This is a genomic window from Ruegeria sp. BG9, assembly GCF_056538305.1.
In genome coordinates, this window is sequence record NZ_JBQFSY010000005.1 from 55,628 (window position 1) to 75,118 (window position 19,491).

Annotated in this window: 17 protein-coding genes and 2 pseudogenes; 5 read left to right on the forward strand and 14 right to left on the reverse strand. The window is 58.3% G+C overall.

Annotation, left to right across the window (positions count from 1 at the left end; all coding sequences use genetic code 11):
• Positions 1-100: 100 nt before the first annotated feature.
• Both ACR0I8_RS09835 and ACR0I8_RS09840 read left to right on the forward strand, forming a co-directional pair.
• Positions 101-2,578 (forward strand): FAD-dependent oxidoreductase, encoded by a 2,478-nt coding sequence (locus ACR0I8_RS09835; RefSeq protein WP_170690199.1) that lies wholly within the window; start codon positions 101-103, stop codon positions 2,576-2,578.
• A gap of 66 nt (positions 2,579-2,644) precedes the next feature.
• The gene (locus ACR0I8_RS09840) at positions 2,645-3,748 is read left to right on the forward strand and encodes a mandelate racemase/muconate lactonizing enzyme family protein (RefSeq protein ID WP_170690201.1); all 1,104 of its coding nucleotides are present in this window, start codon (positions 2,645-2,647) and stop codon (positions 3,746-3,748) included.
• On the opposite strand, the gene ACR0I8_RS09845 is transcribed toward ACR0I8_RS09840, so the two are convergent.
• The 14 genes and pseudogenes from ACR0I8_RS09845 to napF form a co-directional block, all read right to left on the reverse strand.
• Positions 3,745-4,674 (reverse strand): Rossmann-fold NAD(P)-binding domain-containing protein, encoded by a 930-nt coding sequence (locus tag ACR0I8_RS09845; protein ID WP_170690564.1) that lies wholly within the window; start codon positions 4,672-4,674, stop codon positions 3,745-3,747. The genes ACR0I8_RS09840 and ACR0I8_RS09845 overlap by 4 nt on opposite strands.
• A 42-nt stretch (positions 4,675-4,716) precedes the next feature.
• Complete coding sequence (locus ACR0I8_RS09850) at positions 4,717-5,844, reverse strand: aminotransferase (protein WP_170690203.1); 1,128 nt, start codon at positions 5,842-5,844, stop codon at positions 4,717-4,719.
• A 22-nt stretch (positions 5,845-5,866) separates the two neighbouring features.
• Positions 5,867-6,820 (reverse strand): ornithine cyclodeaminase family protein, encoded by a 954-nt coding sequence (locus ACR0I8_RS09855; protein WP_170690204.1) that lies wholly within the window; start codon positions 6,818-6,820, stop codon positions 5,867-5,869.
• Positions 6,821-6,912: 92 nt separating this feature from the next.
• Positions 6,913-7,902 (reverse strand): pyridoxal-phosphate dependent enzyme, encoded by a 990-nt coding sequence (locus tag ACR0I8_RS09860; protein ID WP_170690206.1) that lies wholly within the window; start codon positions 7,900-7,902, stop codon positions 6,913-6,915.
• Positions 7,903-8,015: 113 nt separating this feature from the next.
• Entirely contained in the window at positions 8,016-8,966 is a 951-nt protein-coding gene (locus ACR0I8_RS09865) for a LysR family transcriptional regulator (RefSeq protein ID WP_170690207.1), read from the reverse strand.
• A gap of 205 nt (positions 8,967-9,171) precedes the next feature.
• Positions 9,172-9,277, reverse strand: a pseudogene (locus ACR0I8_RS09870) (IS5/IS1182 family transposase); the annotation flags it as partial.
• A 383-nt stretch (positions 9,278-9,660) separates the two neighbouring features.
• A complete protein-coding gene (locus ACR0I8_RS09875; RefSeq protein WP_170640276.1) occupies positions 9,661-9,924 on the reverse strand; it encodes a hypothetical protein in 264 nt (87 codons plus the stop codon).
• A 13-nt stretch (positions 9,925-9,937) separates the two neighbouring features.
• Entirely contained in the window at positions 9,938-10,630 is a 693-nt protein-coding gene (locus ACR0I8_RS09880; RefSeq protein ID WP_170690209.1) for a NapC/NirT family cytochrome c, read from the reverse strand.
• Between the two features lie 29 nt (positions 10,631-10,659).
• On the reverse strand, positions 10,660-11,097 hold the full coding sequence (locus ACR0I8_RS09885) for a nitrate reductase cytochrome c-type subunit (RefSeq protein ID WP_170376987.1): 438 nt from the start codon (positions 11,095-11,097) through the stop codon (positions 10,660-10,662).
• 12 nt (positions 11,098-11,109) lie between these two features.
• Positions 11,110-12,027: a quinol dehydrogenase ferredoxin subunit NapH gene (gene napH, locus ACR0I8_RS09890; protein WP_170690211.1), complete on the reverse strand. Its 918-nt coding sequence runs from the start codon at positions 12,025-12,027 to the stop codon at positions 11,110-11,112.
• Positions 12,024-12,842 carry a ferredoxin-type protein NapG gene (gene napG / locus ACR0I8_RS09895; protein ID WP_170690212.1) on the reverse strand — a complete coding sequence of 273 codons (819 nt, stop codon included), beginning with the start codon at positions 12,840-12,842 and terminating at the stop codon, positions 12,024-12,026. Before napG ends, napH begins: the two co-directional genes overlap by 4 nt.
• A 27-nt stretch (positions 12,843-12,869) precedes the next feature.
• Positions 12,870-15,362 (reverse strand): nitrate reductase catalytic subunit NapA, encoded by a 2,493-nt coding sequence (gene napA / locus ACR0I8_RS09900; protein WP_170690214.1) that lies wholly within the window; start codon positions 15,360-15,362, stop codon positions 12,870-12,872.
• 17 nt (positions 15,363-15,379) lie between these two features.
• Positions 15,380-15,652: a chaperone NapD gene (locus tag ACR0I8_RS09905; protein WP_170641165.1), complete on the reverse strand. Its 273-nt coding sequence runs from the start codon at positions 15,650-15,652 to the stop codon at positions 15,380-15,382.
• Complete coding sequence (gene napF, locus ACR0I8_RS09910) at positions 15,649-16,161, reverse strand: ferredoxin-type protein NapF (protein ID WP_170690216.1); 513 nt, start codon at positions 16,159-16,161, stop codon at positions 15,649-15,651. Before napF ends, ACR0I8_RS09905 begins: the two co-directional genes overlap by 4 nt.
• A 591-nt stretch (positions 16,162-16,752) precedes the next feature.
• Here napF and ACR0I8_RS09915 point away from each other — a divergent pair.
• The 3 genes and pseudogenes from ACR0I8_RS09915 to ACR0I8_RS09925 all read left to right on the forward strand — a co-directional run.
• Positions 16,753-16,979 (forward strand): annotated as a pseudogene (locus tag ACR0I8_RS09915) (hypothetical protein); the annotation flags it as partial.
• 103 nt (positions 16,980-17,082) lie between these two features.
• Complete coding sequence (locus ACR0I8_RS09920) at positions 17,083-18,450, forward strand: cytochrome ubiquinol oxidase subunit I (RefSeq protein WP_170690218.1); 1,368 nt, start codon at positions 17,083-17,085, stop codon at positions 18,448-18,450.
• Positions 18,451-18,456: 6 nt separating this feature from the next.
• A complete protein-coding gene (locus ACR0I8_RS09925; RefSeq protein WP_170690220.1) occupies positions 18,457-19,467 on the forward strand; it encodes a cytochrome d ubiquinol oxidase subunit II in 1,011 nt (336 codons plus the stop codon).
• Positions 19,468-19,491: the final 24 nt, after the last annotated feature.

Consider the following 19,491-nt stretch of genomic DNA (forward strand, 5'->3'; position numbering starts at 1 on the left):
CTTGGGTAGCGTTCATTTGTGTCGTTATGTGTTGACCGTGGTACATTTGTTTGATTATCAAATCCACAGAAATCTGCGACTCTGGAACAGGAATCCTGCGATGTCCAAGAAAGAACTGCCCGAACGCGCAAAGGTCGTCATTGTTGGCGGCGGGGTCATGGGCTGTGGCCTGGCCTACCACCTTGGCCACGAAGGATGGGGAGAGGAGACCATCCTACTGGAAAAGGCCGAGCTGACCAGCGGCTCGACCTGGCACGCAGCGGGCCAGATCACTCATTCCACAAGCTCTTATGGGCTGGGCAAGATGGTCGACTACAATATCGGCCTCTATTCGAAAATGCTGGAAGAAGAGACCGGTCAGGCCGTCACGTGGCACGGTTGCGGCTCGTTCCGGCTGGCCTATACCGAGGATGAGATGGACTGGCTGCGCCACACGCTGTCCGTCGGTCGCGCCCTTGGCTTCAATATCGAGCTGGTGGGCCCCGAGTTCATTGCCGAAAAGCACCCGTTCTACAATCTCGACGGTGTCTTAGGCGCGCTGTACACGCCCGATGATGGCCATGTTGACCCTTCGAACGTGACCATGGCCATGGCGGCGGGTGCGCGGCAGAAAGGCGTGAAGATCTTCCGCCATTGCCGCGCGACCAACATCACGCAGAACGATACAGGCGAATGGGTGGTCGAGACCGAACAGGGCTCGATCACCTGCGAACATGTGGTCAACGCAGGCGGAACCTATGCGCGGCAGATGGGCGAATGGTCCGATCTGCAGCTGCCCATGACCTCGATGACACACCACTATTTTGTCACCGAGAATGTGCCCGAATTTCAGGATCTGGAAACAGAACTGCCGGTGATCCGCGATGACAAGATGGTGTCGGGCTATATCCGGATGGAGCAGAAAAAGGGCCTGATCGGGATTTATGAGAAAGAAAACTCGAATTCTGTCTGGCATGATGAATGTCCTTGGGAGTACGAGAACTGGCTGTTTGAGGCCGACTATGACCGCGTGATGCCGTGGCTGGAGAACTCGCTGGAACGGATGCCGATCTTTGCCGAACTGGGTATCACTCGTGAGGTGCATGGCGCGATCAGCCATCCGCCCGATGGCAACCCGATGGTTGGTCCTGCACCGGGCGTTAAGAATTACTGGTGCTGCTGCGGCACGCAGATCGGCATTGGCTGGGGTCCGGGTTTGACCCGCGAACTGGCGAAATGGATGGTTCACGGGGCCGCCGATATCAACATGCGCGACTATGACCCGCGCCGCTTTGGCAGCTACGCCAAGAAAGACTGGCAGGTCGTCAAGGCGCATGAAGACTATAAGCTGCGCCACGAGATCCCCTTTCCGCATTTCAACCGTCTTGAGGGGCGCCCGATCAAACCGTCTCCGCTATATGAGATCCTCAAGGAAAAAGGCGCGGTTTATGAGGAGGTCTTCGGCCACGAACGCCCCCGTTGGTTTGCCCGTAATGGCGTGGAACAGCGCGACCACTACTCGTTCCGCCGCAACGAGGTCTTCGACATGGTTGCGCTGGAATGTCAGGCCGTGCGTGAGCGCGTGGGGATCATGGACGTGACCGCCTTCACCAAGGTTGAGGTCTCGGGGCCGGATGCCTATGCGCTGCTGGATCGCCTGACCGCGAACAAGATGCCTCAGAAAGACGGTTCGATCACGCTGACTCATTTCTTGAACCGCAGAGGGCGGATCGAGCTTGAGACCACGATCGTGCGCATGGCCGAAGATCGCTACTATCTGGTCTGCGCCGCGTTCTTCGAGCAACGCCTTGTGGATCACCTGAACCAGAACCTCGCGGGAGAGACCGTCTCCGTCAAAACGCTCTCCGAAGATTGGTCGGCTTTGTCCCTGAACGGGCCAAAATCCCGCGAGGTGCTGGCCAAATGCACAGACGCCGACCTGTCCAATGCCGGTTTCCGGTGGTTGTCGGCGCAGGAAATCACTGTCGCCGGGCACAAGGTCTGGGCCTTCCGTATGTCATATGCGGGTGAGCTAGGCTGGGAATTCCACATGACGGACGAAGCTTGCGTTGACGTCTACAACGCGCTCTGGGCCGCGGGTAAGGAGTTCGGGATCGAGAATTACGGCTCGTTCGCGATGAACAGCTTGCGGATGGAGAAAGCCTTCCCTGGCGCTGGTGAGCTGACAAATGAGGTCACTTTGCCCGAGGCGAATGTGGGCCGATTCTTCAAGCTGGACAAAGACTATCTGGGGGTTGAAGCCACGCGGGCCAGTGCCGCGCAGGCCCAAGCCGGTCAAATGCCTTGGATTTGCGCTTATCTTGAAATCGAGCCGGACGGCATAGAAGACGGTCATGGAGGCGAGGCGATCCGCATCGACGGTAATGTCGTAGGCGCGACGGCGTCGGTTGCATATGGTCACACCGTCGGCAAGATCCTCGCCTTTGCTTTCGTCAAGCCGCATGTGAATGCCCCCGGCACTGAGGTTGAGGTCGTGATCGCTGGTTGCCCACGCAAGGGGCGTATCCTTGGCGAAGCGGCTTATGATCCGAAGTCCGAGCGTCCCAGAACAGACGCTCCGGCCGCCGTTCCGGCATAAATACGAAGGGGGCAGGGCGCGTGCACCTGCCCTCTCAACAAGCTCTGCGCCAAAAGGAAGCCTAAGTTGAAGATCACCCGTATTGCCGTTTGGGAAGTCCCTCTGACCAGCCATGAAACCTACTACATGGCGGATGGGAAAACCTGCGATACAACGACATCCGTGGTTCTGCGGCTTGATACGGATACAGGCTTGCAGGGCTGGGGGGAGGTCTGCCCGATCCCTCATTATCTGCCGGCCTATGCCAAGGGTGTCGTTCCGGCCGTGACCGAGTTGGCCCCGGTCTTGATCGGGGCCGATCCTGTTGGACCCGAGGCTTTGGTGGAGAAACTGAACGCATACCTTCCGGGCCACGACTATGCGAAATCGGCCATCGATACGGCGCTTTGGGATCTGACGGCGCAGGCAGCCGGTCTGCCTTTGCACAAGTTACTGGGCGGGCGTCAGGTCAAGGATATGCCGCTCTATCATTCGATCACTTGCGTCGCCCCGGATGAGATGGCCCGGATGGCGCGCGACGCGCGTGACAAAGGTATGCGCCAGTTTCAAGTCAAGCTGGGTGCGGATGCAGACTGGCAAACGGATGTCGAGCGATTGGCCAAAGTGCGTGAGGCAGTTGGCCCCGGCCCGTTGGTCTATGGCGATTGGAACTGCGGCAGCGATGCGTTGACAGCGATCCGCGTGGGGCGTGCGGCATCCCATCTGGATTTGATGCTGGAACAACCCTGCGCGACGCTGGAAGAATGCGCCCATGTTCAGCGCGCAACCGGTCTGCCGATGAAGATCGACGAGAACGCCCGCGATATTGCCTCGGTCATTCAGGCGCATAAGTTGGGTTGTATGCAGGCCGTTGCGTTGAAACTGTCCAAGATGAGCGGCCTGTCCGCTATGCGTCAAATCCGCGACCTGTGTCTGACCCTGGGTACGCAGATGTGTATCGAGGATACCTGGGGTAGTGACATCACTACGGCCGCGCTGTTGCATCTGGCCGCCTCGACCCCCGCGCGCGGGATCATGAATACCTGTGACCTCAGCCACTATGTCGGCCCCCGCCTTGCGCCGGATGGGCCAGTGCGCGAAAATGGCCGTATCGCCCCGCCCGAAGGGGTTGGGCTTGGGGTGACCCCCGATACCGGCGTCTTGGGTCAGCCCGTTGCGATCCTTGACTAAGCTGGCTGCCGGGTCTCTATCTGCAGCGCGCTTGAGATCGCAATGTCCTGAGCCGCCAGCCCGGTCAGATCTGCAATGGTGATCTGATCAGTCGATTGCCTGCCAAGATGAGCGCCGGACAGAATGTTCCCGAGTGTGGTGACATCGGCCTCGGTCAGGAGGCCGGTCTTGGAAAGGGTTTGGAACTCTCCGTGATCCAGACATTGCTCGGGTGAGTCGCAAACCAGCAGATCGGCGCGTGCGATCAGATCAGCCTCAAGCTCCTGTTTGCCGGGGCAGTCCGCTCCGATGGCCGAGATATGCGTGCCCGGTTGCACCCAGTCGTTTGCGATCAAAAAGCTCTCAGAGGGTGTTGTCGTGATGATGACCTGCGCCGTCTTGCTGGCCGAGGGCAGATCTTCAACCCGTTCAGCCTTTAGCCCCATTGCGGTCAGGTCATCGGCTGCCGCCTTGGCCTTGTCCGGGCACCGCCCCCAGATCAGGAACGACAGAGGCCGATCCAGGATCAACTGTTGCAGACACTTTGCCTGATGGCGCGCCTGCAAGCCGGTGTCGACAATTAGCACTCGCTCAAACCCCTCAACCGCAAGCGCCTGCGTCGCCAATGCCCCGCCGATACCGGTGCGGATATCGGTCAGCCAGCCTTCGTCCTGCAAAAAGGCCACCGGCGCGCCAGTTTTAGCCGAAAAGACAATGTTCATGCCGTTCGAGCTGGGCAAGCCTATGGAGGGATTGTCGTAAAACCCGGTTGCGATCTTGATGACGAAGGTATCGTCACCCTCGATATGGCCGGATTTGACGTGGCAATCCCCGGCGGCCTCGGGGAAGCCCAGATAAGTGACTGGCGGGGTCTGAACCCGTCCCTGTGCGACGGCAACATAGGCCGCGCGGATCGCATCGACGGCCTTTGAAAAAAACGAACCGATCCTGAATCTGCGCCTTGTCCAGCTGGATCATCTATGCCCCTCTTAGGCGGCGCTGTGGCGGGCCAGAAAGCCCGAGAGTTTGTCCAGACCCGCTTTCAGATCCGCTGTGGGATTTGTGTAGCCCAGACGCAGCCAGCCCTCCATGTCCATGGCGCTGCCGGGGGTCAGCATCACGCCGTCTTCTTTCAGCAAAGTCACGCACAGTTCACGCGAGGACATGGGCAGGTCGTATTTCAGCAAGGCCGTGGTGCCGGATTTCGGCTTGACCCACGTGATCAGAGGCTCTTGCGCGATCCAGTCTTTGACGATCTGCAGGTTTTCACGGGTTATCCGCTGCGCGCGATCCAGAATGTTGTCGCGATTTTCCAGTGCCATAGCGGCCAACAGCTCATCGACCTGACCGACCGAGATGGTGTTGTAATCGCGGTGGATCATCACGTCATGTAGCATGTCCTTGGGTCCCGCGATCCAGCCAACGCGCAGACCGGCCAGAGAATAGGCTTTGGACATCCCCGCCGTGCTGATCCCTTTTTCGTAGAGATCAGCGACCGCGGCCGTGAAGCCATCCCCGGTCTGATCGGTGCCACGATAAACCTCATCACACAGCAGCCACGCACCGACGCTGCGCGCGATCTCGACGATCTGTTCTAGCATTTCGCGGTCCATCAACGCGCCCGTTGGGTTGTTCGGGTTGTTGATCGCGATCATTCGCGTGTCGGGACGGACCATGGCGCGCAATTCATCCAGATCGGGCAGGAACGCGTTTTCGGGCTTCAGGTGCAGTAGCTCGATCTCGGCCCCAATGCTTTCGGGGATCGAGTAGTGCTGCTGATAGGTCGGGATTACCGAAATCACGTGATCCTCGCGCGCCACAAGGGTCTGATGCACCAGCGAGTTCGCTCCGATGGTGCCATGCGTGGTCAGGATGTTTTCGCGTGTCTGGTTTTCGTACAGGCTGCAAATCGCATCGCGCAACCGGTCCGAGCCTTCGATCGCGCCATAAGTCATTTTCATCGCCGACAGGTCGCTCAGGATGCTGTTGTGCTGCCCGGCCATCTCGAACAACTCACCCAGAGTTATGGATTCCACGCAGGTTTCCGCAAGGTTGAGCTCGCATTTCGTCTCATACTCATTCATCCACATTTCGACGCCGAAAGGTCTGATATCCATGGGTCTCTCCTCCTGCTCTCAGTTACGCCGAAGCCGCGTCATAGACGGCGCGGGCCATGAAGATGTCCTCCAGCCCCAACCCGATTGAGCGGAAGAAGACTGGTTTGTCGCCTGACGGTGTCTTGCAGGCCTCAACCTGCAATTCGGCTAGATCACCGCGAATGCTGCCCGGTTGCCAGCCGGCCTCGGCCGCCAATTTCATCTCTCCGGCCGAACCGGGCGTGGTGGCGAGATAGTCGCAATAGACCTCGGCCGTGGTCAGGAAAGCGGGGTCGACCTCATGCGCGTTGGCGACATTGGTGCTGATCGAGGTAACCAACGCCCCCGCAGCTACCGACGCCGTGTCGAAGACAGGCGTACCGGACGAGGTGCAGAGCATGACGACATCCGCGTCCTGACCGGCGGCTTCCGCGCTGTCAGCCAGTTGGACGCGGCTGTCTGTCGCCTGCCACTGCGCTGCAAGCTCGGCGTTTTGCGCAAGGTTGGGGGAATAGACGCGAATGACGCCCCAGTCACGCAGGGCCAGAACATGCTTCAGATGTGCTTGCGCCACCTTGCCGGAGCCGATGATCGACAGAACCTTGGCCTCGGGGCGGGCGAGGTGGTCGACGGCCAAAGCGGTCGTGGCCGCGGTGCGTTCGGTCGTCAGCTCACCGGAATCGCACAGCATAAGGGGCTGGCCGGTTTCCATCGACATCAGAACTGTCCACGCTGTAATCACGGGTTTGCCAGGGCGCACCAAATAGGGCGAGAGTTTGGCGCCAAACAGATCGGCCCCGGTGCTTGCCCCCAGATAGGTGATGAAATCGCCCTTGTCTTCGGGGAACAGCGTCAGGGTTTGCGACGGTTGCACGGCTTGCCCGCGCCCAAGCTCGGTAAACAGCGCGCGCATCGCGGCCAGCGCGTCAACTGAGGGCAAAAGCGCGGCAACGTCTGAGGCGTTCAGTACGATTGCGGATTTGGAGGTGTCGGTCATGACGGAGTCCTTGGTCCTTCGGTGCGGGGCAATCCCCGGTGCTTTTTAACGGGAGGGATGCGGGCAGGAAATGCCCGATCATCCCGGCGGGGTCAGATCCCGGTGTCATTGAGCACCGACAGAAACGTCGGCAGGCCAATATTGCGGCCACTCATGACCACGATTGCCCGATTGGGGGCCATTTCGCGGACCTCAGGGCTAAGCGCTGCGATGACCGAGGTGATCGAGCCGCCCTCGACGATCATCCCTTCGCTTTCAGCAAACCGAGCCATTTCAGGCACCAGCGCGTCTTCGGGGATCAGAACGGCGCGATCCATGAAATCGCGAATGATCGGGAAGGTATAGCGATTACGCAGGCCGATTGCCCCGGTGATGCTGCTGGCGAGGCTTGGGAATTCCTCGACATGAACCGGTTTGCCCGCCTCAAGACTGCGCACCATGCCCGGTTCGACCTCCATCGAAGACCCGACAACGGAGATCTTGGGTGAGATCGACTTGGTGGCCAGCGCAATGCCAGACAAAAGACCGCCACCGGACAAAGGCGCGATGATCATGTCCGCATCGGGCAAATCGGTCAGCGCCTCTAGCGCGATCGTGCCTTGCCCTGCGATGACGTTCAGATCGTCAAAGGGATCGGCCCAGGTATAGCCGTGCTGCTCCATCAGCCGATCCGCGTGATCCTGCGCCTCGTCCTGCGTGTCGCCATGCACGATCACCTCGGCCCCGAGGTCGCGCATCGCCTGACGTTTGTTTTCGGGACAGAGCGAGCAGACAACTACACGGGCCGTGATCCCCAGACGTTTGGACAGGTAGGCGACGGCCCTGCCGTGATTGCCGCTGGACACAGCGATGATCCCGCGTGCGCGTTCCTCGGCGGTCAGTTGCAGAATACGGTTTGAGGCCCCCCTCAGCTTGAAACTGCCTGTGGTTTGCAGGTTCTCCAGCTTTAGCCAGATTTCAAAACCCGCGCGCTCCGACAGGGCCTCAGAAAACACCAGTGGTGTCTTGCGCACAATGGGCGCAATCCGCTGCGCGGTGCGCATGATTTCTTGCAGCGAGACATAGCTGTCGGGGGTCGTCATGTCAGGGGTCCTGCCGTTTCGTTCAATGCCATCGCGACACCATGTCAGAAACCGGGCGCGAGAAAATCCATTTTTTCTGAAGTGAACTTTTTGCGGTGCAAAAGTGAGGGCGCTCAGGTTTGAGTTTCAGCCAGCGCGGCCAGGAACAAATCGACACGTTTGTCCCCGCGGGCCTTGCGGGAGACCAACTGAATATCGGTGTCATAGGCAAAGACCTGCGGTAGAACTGACCTCAGCTCACCCCGCTCTATCCATGGCTCGCAGGCGTGGCGGGGCAGGTAGCCGAGGTAAAGGCCGCTAAGGACCATCGCCAGCATCGCCTCCATTGTGGCCGCAGTTGCCGTGCTGGTGAAAGGCCCAGGTGCCTGGTGTCGGTCGCGATCATCAAAGCTGCGTTTGGAAAATTGCGCTTTGGTCACTGCCTTTTCGATTTCGTCGGGGTCATACAGATCATAAATCGGATTCAACCGACCGCAGCACAACAGCTGCTGTTCGACATAGACTGTTTCGGCGCGCAGCGAGGGGGACAATTCCTGAAATGGCCCGATGGCAATGTTGAGTTCATTGTTCAGCAAGGCGCGCTCCATCTGAGGGGCGCTCATGATAGTGATGTTCAGCGAAATCTCCGGCGCTTGCGCGGCAAATCTCTGGATCACCTTGTAGATCGGGCAGGATAGATTGGTCAGAATCGCATCGTCCATCGCGATGTTGAATTGACCCTGCATGTCGCTGGTATAGGCTTGAACCGATCTGTTGAAGGACCCGATCGCGACGCTAAGCGAACGGAGTTCCTGATACACAAGATGCCCCCCTTCGGTCAGCTGAAATCCTCCGCGTCCGCGGTCACAAAGCCGAAAGCCAAGCCGGGTTTCCAGATTCGAGATTGCGGCGCTGACGGCAGACAAGCTCATGTTCAGCCCATATTGTGCGGGGGATAGCCCACCGGCCTCGACGACATGGGCAAACACCTGCAAAAGCTTCATGTCCGCATCTTGCAAACGCAGTTGAACAGCGGACGTTCCGCCCTGATCAGCCGTGCGCATGTCTTGGGTCTTGTCTTTCAATTGATCCGCCCGTCGCTGATCCGGTTTCGCCAATATCTTTAAGATAGGACAAACAAGAGGTGCAACTCTCAGAGCGTGTAGAACCCGGAATAGCTGAGACGCCAAAATCCTAAGAGCCGCAAGGGGGCCTTCCACTTTAAGTACAGGGCGCAGGGTCCAGCATCACAACCTGTGAACCAACACCTAGGTTCAGGATGCAAATCCTAAAAATGACTGTCGCTGCGAGGGCGATTGTACAAAGGAAGACTTTGGCGGCGATCATAACGTGTCGCCACGCGCATCCAATACCTGAACCTACCAAACATGATCTTACATCACTGCTTGGCAGTGCATCGCGCAGTGATGTCCCGAAAGGGGATCACCATGGTTTATTCCTCGCCATGTTCGGCAACTGGGCCGACCATTGTCTGGGCAAAGTGCTTTTCTCGTTCCTAAGTTTCTATCGACTGAAAAGCGTCTTGTGCCGCCCATGGGACCTGAGCGCGCCTCGCCATCGTTTCCCACTATGATTGATGAAGAAGATCTCAATCAGCACCCTTCCATCATCGACCCATGGCCTGCCGTGCGGCTTCGGGAACAAAGGGGAAAGCTCGGCCATCTACTCGTGGCTCAGCCAGAACAGATCTCGCTTGCCACCGCTCCGTTTTCCAAGCCGTGAATCCTGCAGCGCTTTGGAAATAAAGGCATCCTGACTCTAAGGCCTGACTTGTGTTCCTTTAATTCGGATAATGCTCCCTAAACCGCCCGCACACACGCCAACCAGTATTGCAATCACGAGCTCAAGAGCTTCGATTTGAGCAAATTGAAAACCGGCAAAGACCAGTGTTTCGAACACGCCGACAAGTCCGCCCAGCGCCGCACCCAGCCAAATTTGTCTGGTCATCATTCCTAGCGCCAGCCCAAGAATGCCGGGCAGGCTGAGGATGTTTCCACCGATTGTCCCAAGTATATCTAACATCTCTGCCCCCTTCTTAATCGACGCTGGTGTTGAGGAAGGACTGGATGTCATTACCAGACACCGCCGCTTGTTTGTGCAGCGGTTTGCCGTCAACCGCTTCGGCTATGTCCTGATAGGTCTCAAGATATCCCGGCGGCAGGCTGTGAGCGATGCCCTGGTGGCAGTCGATGCATGTCATCCCGGTGTCAATCGCACGCTGGTGCTCGCTGGCGGCGCGTGTCTCCTGCAAGGTAAAGTCCATATAGTCGAAGTTGTGACAGTTCCGGCATTCGCGGCTGTCGGATTCCTTCATCTTCTTCCAAACGGCCGAGGCCATTGCCAGACGGTGATCCTCGTATTTCTCGGGGGTGCTGATTGTGCCTGCGAGTTCGTGATAGACATCTTTCACGGCCATGATCTTGGCTTTGATCTTGTGGTTCCACTCATCCGGCACGTGACAATCCGAACAGATCGCGCGCACGCCCGAGTGGTTGTTGTAGTGGATCGTCTCGCGGTATTCACCCAGGTTGGTTTCCATCGTATGGCAGGACACGCAGAACTCTTCTGTATTGGTCAGTTCAAGCGTCCAGTGAAAGCCGCCCCAGAACAGGATACCCCCAAGAAAGCCGGCCAAGATCAAAAAACCCGAACTGAACAAAACAGCCGGTGTCCAGAACGCGTTCCACAAGCGACCGATCCAGCCGCGTTTTTCAGGAGAGTCTGCCATCGTGGTGCTCCTTTCAGTCATACGTTGGATTAGTTGCTGTGGGATGGTTCAAACAGGTTATCGACCAATGTAGGCGCATTTACCTGCGGCACGTGGCACTGGTTGCAGAAATAACGGGTCCCTGCGATGTGATCCAACTCATTGCCGTCGCGATCGAGATAGTGGGTCATAGACAAGGTGGGCGCGTTGCGTTCGCCTGCAACTGTCCAGTCATGGCAGGAAAGGCACTGGTTGGTCCGCGTGTCGATCTGGTATTGTTCGATCGAATGTGGGATCAGCGGCGGCTGCTGCCGGTAATTCCGCACAATACGTCCTTCCATCGTTTTGTGGACTTGATCCAGCGGGACCGTTTCATCCACTTCGCCGCCTCGCAGGGTCTCAACCTGGGCGGATTGCGCAAGGGCGAACCCGCTGAGGAGTACGACTGGGATCAGGGCGGCGACGCCTGTCAGGATTGGCTTGTTCATCTGTGCACTCCCTTAGATAGGTCTGGCTGTACGCGCATCGGGCGCGGGAACGGGATCGAAAGGCGCGACGACCTTGTCGTCGAACCGGTGAGTAAACTTGAAGACATCCACCGCACATACGTCGATGCAGCGGCCGCAATTTGAGCAATCGGGCGACAGGATCAGCGGCGTCGCATCCGGTTTGCCTTTCAGCGCTGGCGAGATGACCTGGTTCTCCGGGCAGACGGCGTAGCAATCCATGCAGTCATTGCAGGCAGTCCGGTTGGCGGCGCTGACACGCAGCAGGCTTTTACTGCCGATCAGGCCATAGAAGGCGCCGACGGGGCAGATATGGCCACACCAACCGTGACGGGCGACGACCAGATCAAAGATGAAGATCGCAGCGATCAGTGCCCAGACAAAGCCCGCGCCGAAAATCAGTCCGCGATGCAGCATGGTGATCGGATTGACCAACTCCCACGCGATGACGCCAGTCAGGCCCGAGACGATCAGGACCGTCGCCAGTATCCACAGACGGGTGGTGCGTTTGGGTTGCCAGCCTTTGGGCAGGTCCAGCTTGCGGTGCAACCAGTTGGCGGCATCAGTCACCGGGTTGATCGGACAGACCCACGAACAATAGACGCGCCCGCCGATCAGCGCATAGGCGACCAGAACGATGATCCCGCCGATCAAGGCGGTCAGTTCCGGCCAGTGCCCGGCCACAAAGCTTTGCAACAGCACAAACGGATCGGTCAGGGGCAGAATGCCAAGGGTCAGCGACCCCGCCAACGTTCCCTGCACGATCCAGACACCGAACCAAGGCCCCAGCAGAAACAACGCCAAAAAGAACAGTTGGCTTGTCCGACGCAGCAGCAGGAACTTATGCGCACCGATCCAGCCTTTGGCCTCAATAGCCTCCTGACCAACGGGAATATGAGTGCGCGCGCTCATTGGCCTGCCCCCGGTAGGTCATAGGAGGGCGAAAAGCCGCCCGGCGCGGCCAGATTGTCTGTGCCAGGCCCAGGCAGGCGGTCGGGTAGGTCGATCAATCCGTCCACAAGCGGACCGCCGTGGCTTTCTTTTTCTTCCCAGCCCTTGCGATAGTGGTCCGCGCTGCTGCCGCGCGCCAATCGGGCGGGTAGTACTTTGATCGCAGCTTCGGGTAGAACACAGCTTTTCTCGCACATACCGCAGCCGGTGCAGCGGTCGGCATGGACGGTGGGAATGAACATCGCATGGTGGCCTGAACGCGCGTTGTGCGCGGTTTCCAGTGTTATCGCCTCGTCAATAACGGGGCAGACGCGGTAACAGACATCGCAGCGCAGACCGAGGAAGTTCAGGCAGTTTTCCTGATCAACCAGAACCGCAACGCCCATGTTGGCATCATCGATATTGTCCAAACCCGGGTCCAGCGCGCCGGTAGGGCAAGCGGCGACACAGGGTATGTCGTCGCACATCTCACATGGTACATCGCGGGCGGTGAAATAGGGCGTGCCGGTTGCAACAGCATCGACCCCTAGCTCAGCCAGTTTCAGGGTATCGTAAGGACAGTCCCGCACGCAGAGCCCGCAGCGGATACAGGCTGACAGGAACTCATCTTCCGACAATGCTCCGGGCGGGCGCAAGGCTTCCGCCGGCAGTGCGCGCGCATCGCGGGCCAACCAGGCCAGCAATGACCCGGCGACTACGCAGCCGCCTGCCGCGCGCGCCGAATCCTGCAGGAAGCGACGCCGTTGCGGCGAAAGAGGAGTACCGGTCAGGGACATGGGGACAACCTTTGCGATCCTTCCCGGTTACGCGCGCTCGACCTTGCAGGCGCATTTCTTGAAGTCGGTCTCTTTCGACAGCGGGCAAGTTGCGTCCAGCGTCAACTTGTTGGTCAGTTGATGCTCATCGAACCAGGGCATGAAGACCAGACCGCGCGGCACCTTGTTGCGCCCGCGGGTCTCGACCCGGCTTGTGACCTCACCGCGGCGGGTGGACAGAACGATCTCTTGCCCACGGCGCAGACCCCGATCTTCGGCATCCTGCGGGTGCATGTAGACAACCGCGTTCGGATAGGCGCGGTGCAGCTCCGGCACCCGGCGGGTCATCGAGCCCGAGTGCCAGTGCTCCAACACGCGGCCCGTGGACAGCCATAGATCAAATTCTTCATCGGGCTCTTCGGCGGCGGGTTCGTAGGGGGCAAAGATGATGCTGGCCTTGCCATCGGGCTTGCCATAGAACTTCACGCCCGCGCCTTCGGGCACGTAGGGGTCATAGCCTTCGCGGAAACGATAGAGCGTTTCCTTACCGTCCACGACCGGCCAGCGCATACCGCGCGCCTCGTGGTACATTTCGAACGGCGCCAGATCGTGCGCATGACCGCGCCCGAAATCGGCATATTCTTCGAACAGACCTTTCTGGACATAGTAACCGAAATGTTCCGCATCGTCGTTGTGGAAGCCTTCGGCCGTCTCAGACAGCGGGAACTGATCGATCTTGCCGTTGGCATAGAGCACATCATACATGGTCTTGCCGCGATGCTCGGGCATGGCGGCCAGAAGCTCTTCGCCCCAAACCTCTTCGACTGTGAAGCGTTTAGAGAATTCCATAAGCTGCCAGAGGTCCGATTTTGCTTCACCCGGCGCTTGCACCTGTTGCCGCCAGAACTGAGTGCGGCGCTCGGCATTGCCATAGGCGCCTTCTTTTTCGACCCACATGGCGGTGGGCAGGATCAGGTCGGCAGACACGGCTGTGACCGTCGGATAGGGGTCGGACACGGTGATGAAGTTTTCCGGGTTGCGATAGCCGGGAAACCCTTCTTCGTTGATATTGGGCGCGGCCTGCATGTTGTTGTTGCACTGCACCCAATAGGCGTTCAGGTCACCATCTTTCAGCTTGCGGTGCTGCAGAACAGCGTGGAATCCGGGTTTGTCCGGGATGGTGCCAGCAGGAATGTTCCACGCGGTCTCACAAATCTCACGGTGCTTATCGTTCGTAACCACCATGTCGGCGGGCAGACGGTGGGCGAAGGTGCCAACCTCACGTGCAGTGCCACAGGCCGACGGCTGGCCGGTCAGCGAGAACGGCGAGTTGCCCGGTTCGGAAATCTTCCCGACCAGCAGGTGCACGTTATACATCAGTGAGTTCACCCAAGACCCGCGTGTGTGCTGGTTGAAGCCCATGGTCCATAGGCTCATGACCTTGCGGTTAGGGTCTGCATATTGCTGGGCCAGACGCTCAAGCTGCTCGGCAGGTACGCCCGACAGCTCGGACGTGTATTCCAGCGTGTATTTCGAAACCGCCTGGGCATATTCCTCAAAGCTGATCGGTTCCATCTTGCCGCCATTTGGGTTCTCGGCCGCTTCCTGCAGCGGATGGTTGTCGCGCAGGCCATACCCGATATCGGTGACGGTTTTCGTGATGTTGACGTGGTTCTTGACGAAGTCTTCGTTCACTGCGCCATTCTGGATGATGTAATTGGCGATGCAGTTCAGGATCGCCAGATCGGTCTGAGGCGCAAACACCATCCCATTGTCGGCCAGCTCGAACGATCGATGTTCGAAAGTGGACAGCACATGCACCTCGGAACCCGGTTTGGTCAGGCGCGTGTCGGTGAGGCGCGACCACAGGATCGGGTGCATTTCCGCCATGTTCGACCCCCATAGCACGAAGGTGTCGGCGTGCTCAAAGTCGTCATAGCAACCCATCGGCTCGTCAATGCCGAAGGTCCGCATAAAGCCTACAACCGCTGATGCCATGCAATGACGCGCGTTGGGGTCAATGTTGTTCGAGCGGAACCCGGCCTTCATCATCTTGGCAGCCGCATAACCTTCCCAGACGGTCCACTGGCCAGAGCCAAACATGCCAACGCTGGTCGGGCCTTTCTTGGCCAAAGCCTCTTTCCATTTCTCGGCCATGACGTCAAAGGCTTCGTCCCAACTGACCGGTTCGAATTCACCGTTCTTGTCGTATTCGCCATTGGTCTTACGCAGCAAGGGTGTGGTCAGACGGTCCTTGCCGTACATGATCTTGGACAGGAAATAGCCTTTGATACAGTTCAGGCCCCGGTTTACAGGCGCGTCCGGGTCACCCTGGGTGGCTACCACACGACCTTCCTTGGTGCCGACCAGAACCGAGCAACCCGTGCCGCAGAACCGGCACGCCGCCTTGTCCCAACGAATGTCAGACGTGCCGACTTGCGCCTGCGCTGCGCCTGTGGCCAGCGGAAGACCAGCCGCCGAAGCGGTCGCGGCGGCAGCAGTTGATTTCAGGAAGGTCCGGCGGGATTCAGAGATGGTCATGGCATGGGTCTCCGGTTTCAGGTCTGGCAGGAAGCGTTAAGATGCGGACGGGTCTCCGCGAGGTCTTCGAAATGGTGATAGGTCAGGGTCAGAGAGATCACGCCCGGGATCTGGTGCAGATCCATGATCGTCTCGGAGGCCAGCTTTTCGGGCGTGTCCTCGACCACGACGACAACACGACCATCTTCGGCAGTGGCATGGATTTCGACACCGTCAAACCCTAGCATCGCCTCCTGGGCGGTTTGCGCGACGTCGGGGGCGACATGGACAAGGCATCCGCAAATGTTCATTGCAAGCTCTCCTGGGGGACTGTTTCGTGGCGCTCAAATCGGATTGTACTAGCGGGGCACGCGCTGGCGCAGGCGCCGCAACCGGTACAGGCTTGTTGGTCAATGGCGGGTTCCGACCGCCCCCCAAGTAACAGTTTGAACCCGATCGCGTTGCTGTCGCAGACGTCCTGACACACACGGCAACTCACGCCATTCATCGAAAGACATCCCGCAGTGACATAGGCCCGCCACGGCCAATCACTCAGGTTTTCAGGTTTCAAAGCACCGGTCGTACAGGCCTCGGCGCAGGCGCCGCAGAATGTGCAGGGCAAGGCTTCAAGGCTGACAACTGGCCAGCCCTGCCGATCAAAGGTGATGATGTGTTCGGGGCAAGCCGAGACGCAATCGTCGCATTGGATGCACAATTCGAAAAAGTGGCCCTGATCCGCGCCGGGCGGAATGATTGCTGTCCGGTCTTCGCGCAGCGGAGCGCCACGCAGAAAGGCACGGCGGCTGGCTAGCTTATTCATAGGCTTGCGGTCCGCTGTTGATCTCGAGACTTACCAAACTCATTATCGAACTGTCGCAGGCCAAAAATTGACCTATGTCATGTTCAATTTGATTAATTCTTGATCGTTCTTAAAACTATGCACATTTCACGCATAAGAAGAAGAGAATTTGTTTCTACCCCCGTATTTCACCGGTGCATCTCAATCCAGGCCAATCATCGAGTCTCTTCGATATACGCCTCTGTTCAGATTGTTTGAAAGTCCGCAATGCCACATTGAGGTCAGCGAACGTCTCGGAACTTTCAAAACCCCGCCTTGGTTTTCTTTTCACAATTCAACGTTGATACCGGCCTCTGCGGTCAAAATTTTGAACCCCTCGGTTTCTGGGTAAAGCAGGGAGAATTGAAAAATTGAGTTGGCTGAGCGATCGGAAAAAAATTCAGAAAACACCTGCCACTCACAGCTATGATGCGTTTCGGCTGCCCGGGGAATTCACAAGATTTCTAGCAAAATTTGTGCATAGGTAAGAAGCTAGGCGAAAAGACCCGCTGCTTGCAAACTACCGAACACTCGTAGCAGCCGCCGATTGGTCTTTTGTCAGTTTTTAGGCGTTGGAGCAGGCGCGAGCATGGCGGCACAAAGCGCCGAATCTGGCGCAATATACCTATAGGGGTCTACGAGGAAACGCTTGAAGTGAGGGCGGTGGAGGTCACGATGAGCAATGTGTCCCCCTTTCGGTAGCATCCTGCGGATGTGCCTGCGGGTCAATGGGTGCCCCCATGTTGCCGAAGTTGATTGATCAAATCCCGGCCGATCAGAACATCGGATCTGTGACCGCTAAAGCTATGCGCCACCCTGCCGCATGACCGGCTGTCGCACATCCCTTAACACCAAAATGGCCACACCTATCTGAGTTTCAAGCAAGACTTCTACAGGTGAACAATGGACGCGCTTCTGCTGTCCCGCATTCAATTTGGGGCAAACATATCTTTCCACATCCTCTTCCCGACGATCACGATCGCATTGGGATGGGTGCTGCTGTTTTTCAAACTGCGCTTCAACGCAACCAAAGACACTAATTGGATGGATGCCTACCGCTTTTGGGTGAAGGTCTTCGCCCTGTCCTTTGCGATGGGTGTGGTCTCGGGCATCACCATGTCCTTTCAGTTTGGCACCAACTGGCCCGGTTTCATGGAGACCGTGGGCAATGTCGCCGGGCCGTTGCTGGCTTATGAGATCCTGACGGCTTTCTTCCTCGAGGCAGTGTTCTTGGGCGTCATGCTGTTCGGCTTTTCACGCGTGCCCAACTGGCTGCACACAACCGCGACTTTCCTAGTGGCGTTCGGAACGACTATGTCGGCCTTCTGGATTTTGGTCCTGAACAGCTGGATGCACACACCTGCCGGGTTCGAGATGCGGGACGGTGTAGCTTTCGCAACCGATTGGTGGGCAATAATCTTCAACCCATCAATGCCTTACCGACTGACCCACATGCTGCTGGCCAGCGGCCTGACGGTGGCATTCCTGGTGCTTGGCTTCTCGGCCTTCCGATGGCTGCTCGGAGATCGCGGGCAGGACGTGCGGTCAACCTTTATGACCGGCGCTTGGCTGGGCGCATTGTTGATCCCGGTGCAAATCTTCATGGGAGACATGCACGGGCTGAACACGCTTGAATATCAGCCGCAGAAGGTCGCCGCTATGGAGGGCAATTGGGAGACGCAATCTAACGTACCGCTGTTACTGTTTGCTATCCCCGACGAAGCCGCGCGCGAAAACCACTATGAGGTCAGCATCCCCAACCTCGCTTCGATCATTCTGACGCATAAGGCAGAGGGTGTGGTGCCCGGCCTGAATGATTTTGTTGCCGCGGACGGCACCGTGCTGCACCCACCTGTTGCGCCTGTCTTCTGGTCGTTCCGCATCATGGTCGGGACCGGTCTGGTCATGCTGCTGCTCAGCTGGGCGACACTGCTGTTCATGCGGCGCGGGCCTGCGGGAGTACCAAAACTCGTGCAAATTGCATTGGTCCCGATGGCCTTTTCGGGTTGGGTCGCAACGCTGGCCGGGTGGTACACAACCGAGATTGGCCGTCAGCCGTGGCTGGTTCATGGTGTGCTGACAACTGAACAAGCCGTGGCTGATGTCCCCGCGCCGATGGTGGGAACGACACTGGCAGCCTACCTGCTGATCTACGCCCTGCTTCTGACCGCCTATATCGGTGTTCTGTTCTATTTGGCGCGGAAGGCGGCGCAGGGCGACCAACCCTCCCGCCCAGATCCGAAATACCCCAAAGCAGTTCCAGCGGAGTAAAGAACCATGACCTATTTTGGTGATCCGACACAGTGGCTGCCCCTGACCTTTGCGGCGCTTATGGGGCTCTCAATCCTTGTCTACGTGGTTCTGGACGGCTTTGATCTGGGCGTTGGGATCCTGTTCCCTTTTGCCGATGAGGCCGAAAAGGACCGAATGGTTGCCTCGATCGGGCCGTTCTGGGACGCGAACGAGACGTGGTTGGTGCTTGCCATCGGCATCCTTCTGGTGGCCTTCCCAACCGCACATGGGGTTATCCTGACCTCGCTGTATTTGCCGGTGGCGATCATGCTGATTGGCCTGATCCTGCGCGGTGTCGCGTTCGAATTCCGGGTCAAAGCCCCGGCGCATCACAAACGCAGCTGGAACATGGCGTTCTTTGCCGGTTCGGTGATGACGGCGTTGGCGCAGGGCTTCATGCTGGGCAAATACATCATGGGGCTGGACAGCACGTTCGGCACCTGGATTTTCGCCGCCATCACTGCCGTGTTTCTGGCCGTCGGCTATTCGTTCATCGGGGCCTGCTGGGTCATTCTCAAAACCGACGGGGTGCTGCAGCAAAAAGCCGTTGACTGGGCCAAAGGTGGCATCTGGGGGCTGATCATCGGCATCAGTTCGGTGTCACTGGCGACCCCTTGGGTCAGCTCGCGCATTTTTGACAAATGGTTCACCTTCCCCGAGTTCTTCCTGCTGCTGCCTCTGCCCCTCATGTCGGGCATTTTGATCGCTTTGCTGCGGTATGCCTTGCGTCACCTGCCCACCCGAAACGACAGTTGGGCCTGGTTTCCCTTCGCGGCATCTATCGTCTTGTTCACACTGGCATTCTTCGGGATGGCATACAGCTTCTACCCCTATGTGGTGCCCGAGCAACTGACGATTTACGAAGCCGCAAGCGCTCCGGAAAGCCTGTTTATCATTCTGATAGGGACAGTCTTTGTTCTGCCAGTGATCGCCGGATACACGGTGATGGCCTACACGATCTTTCGGGGGAAGGCGATTGAGTTGCGATACGACTGAGCCGCGACAATCTTTGAATGACCC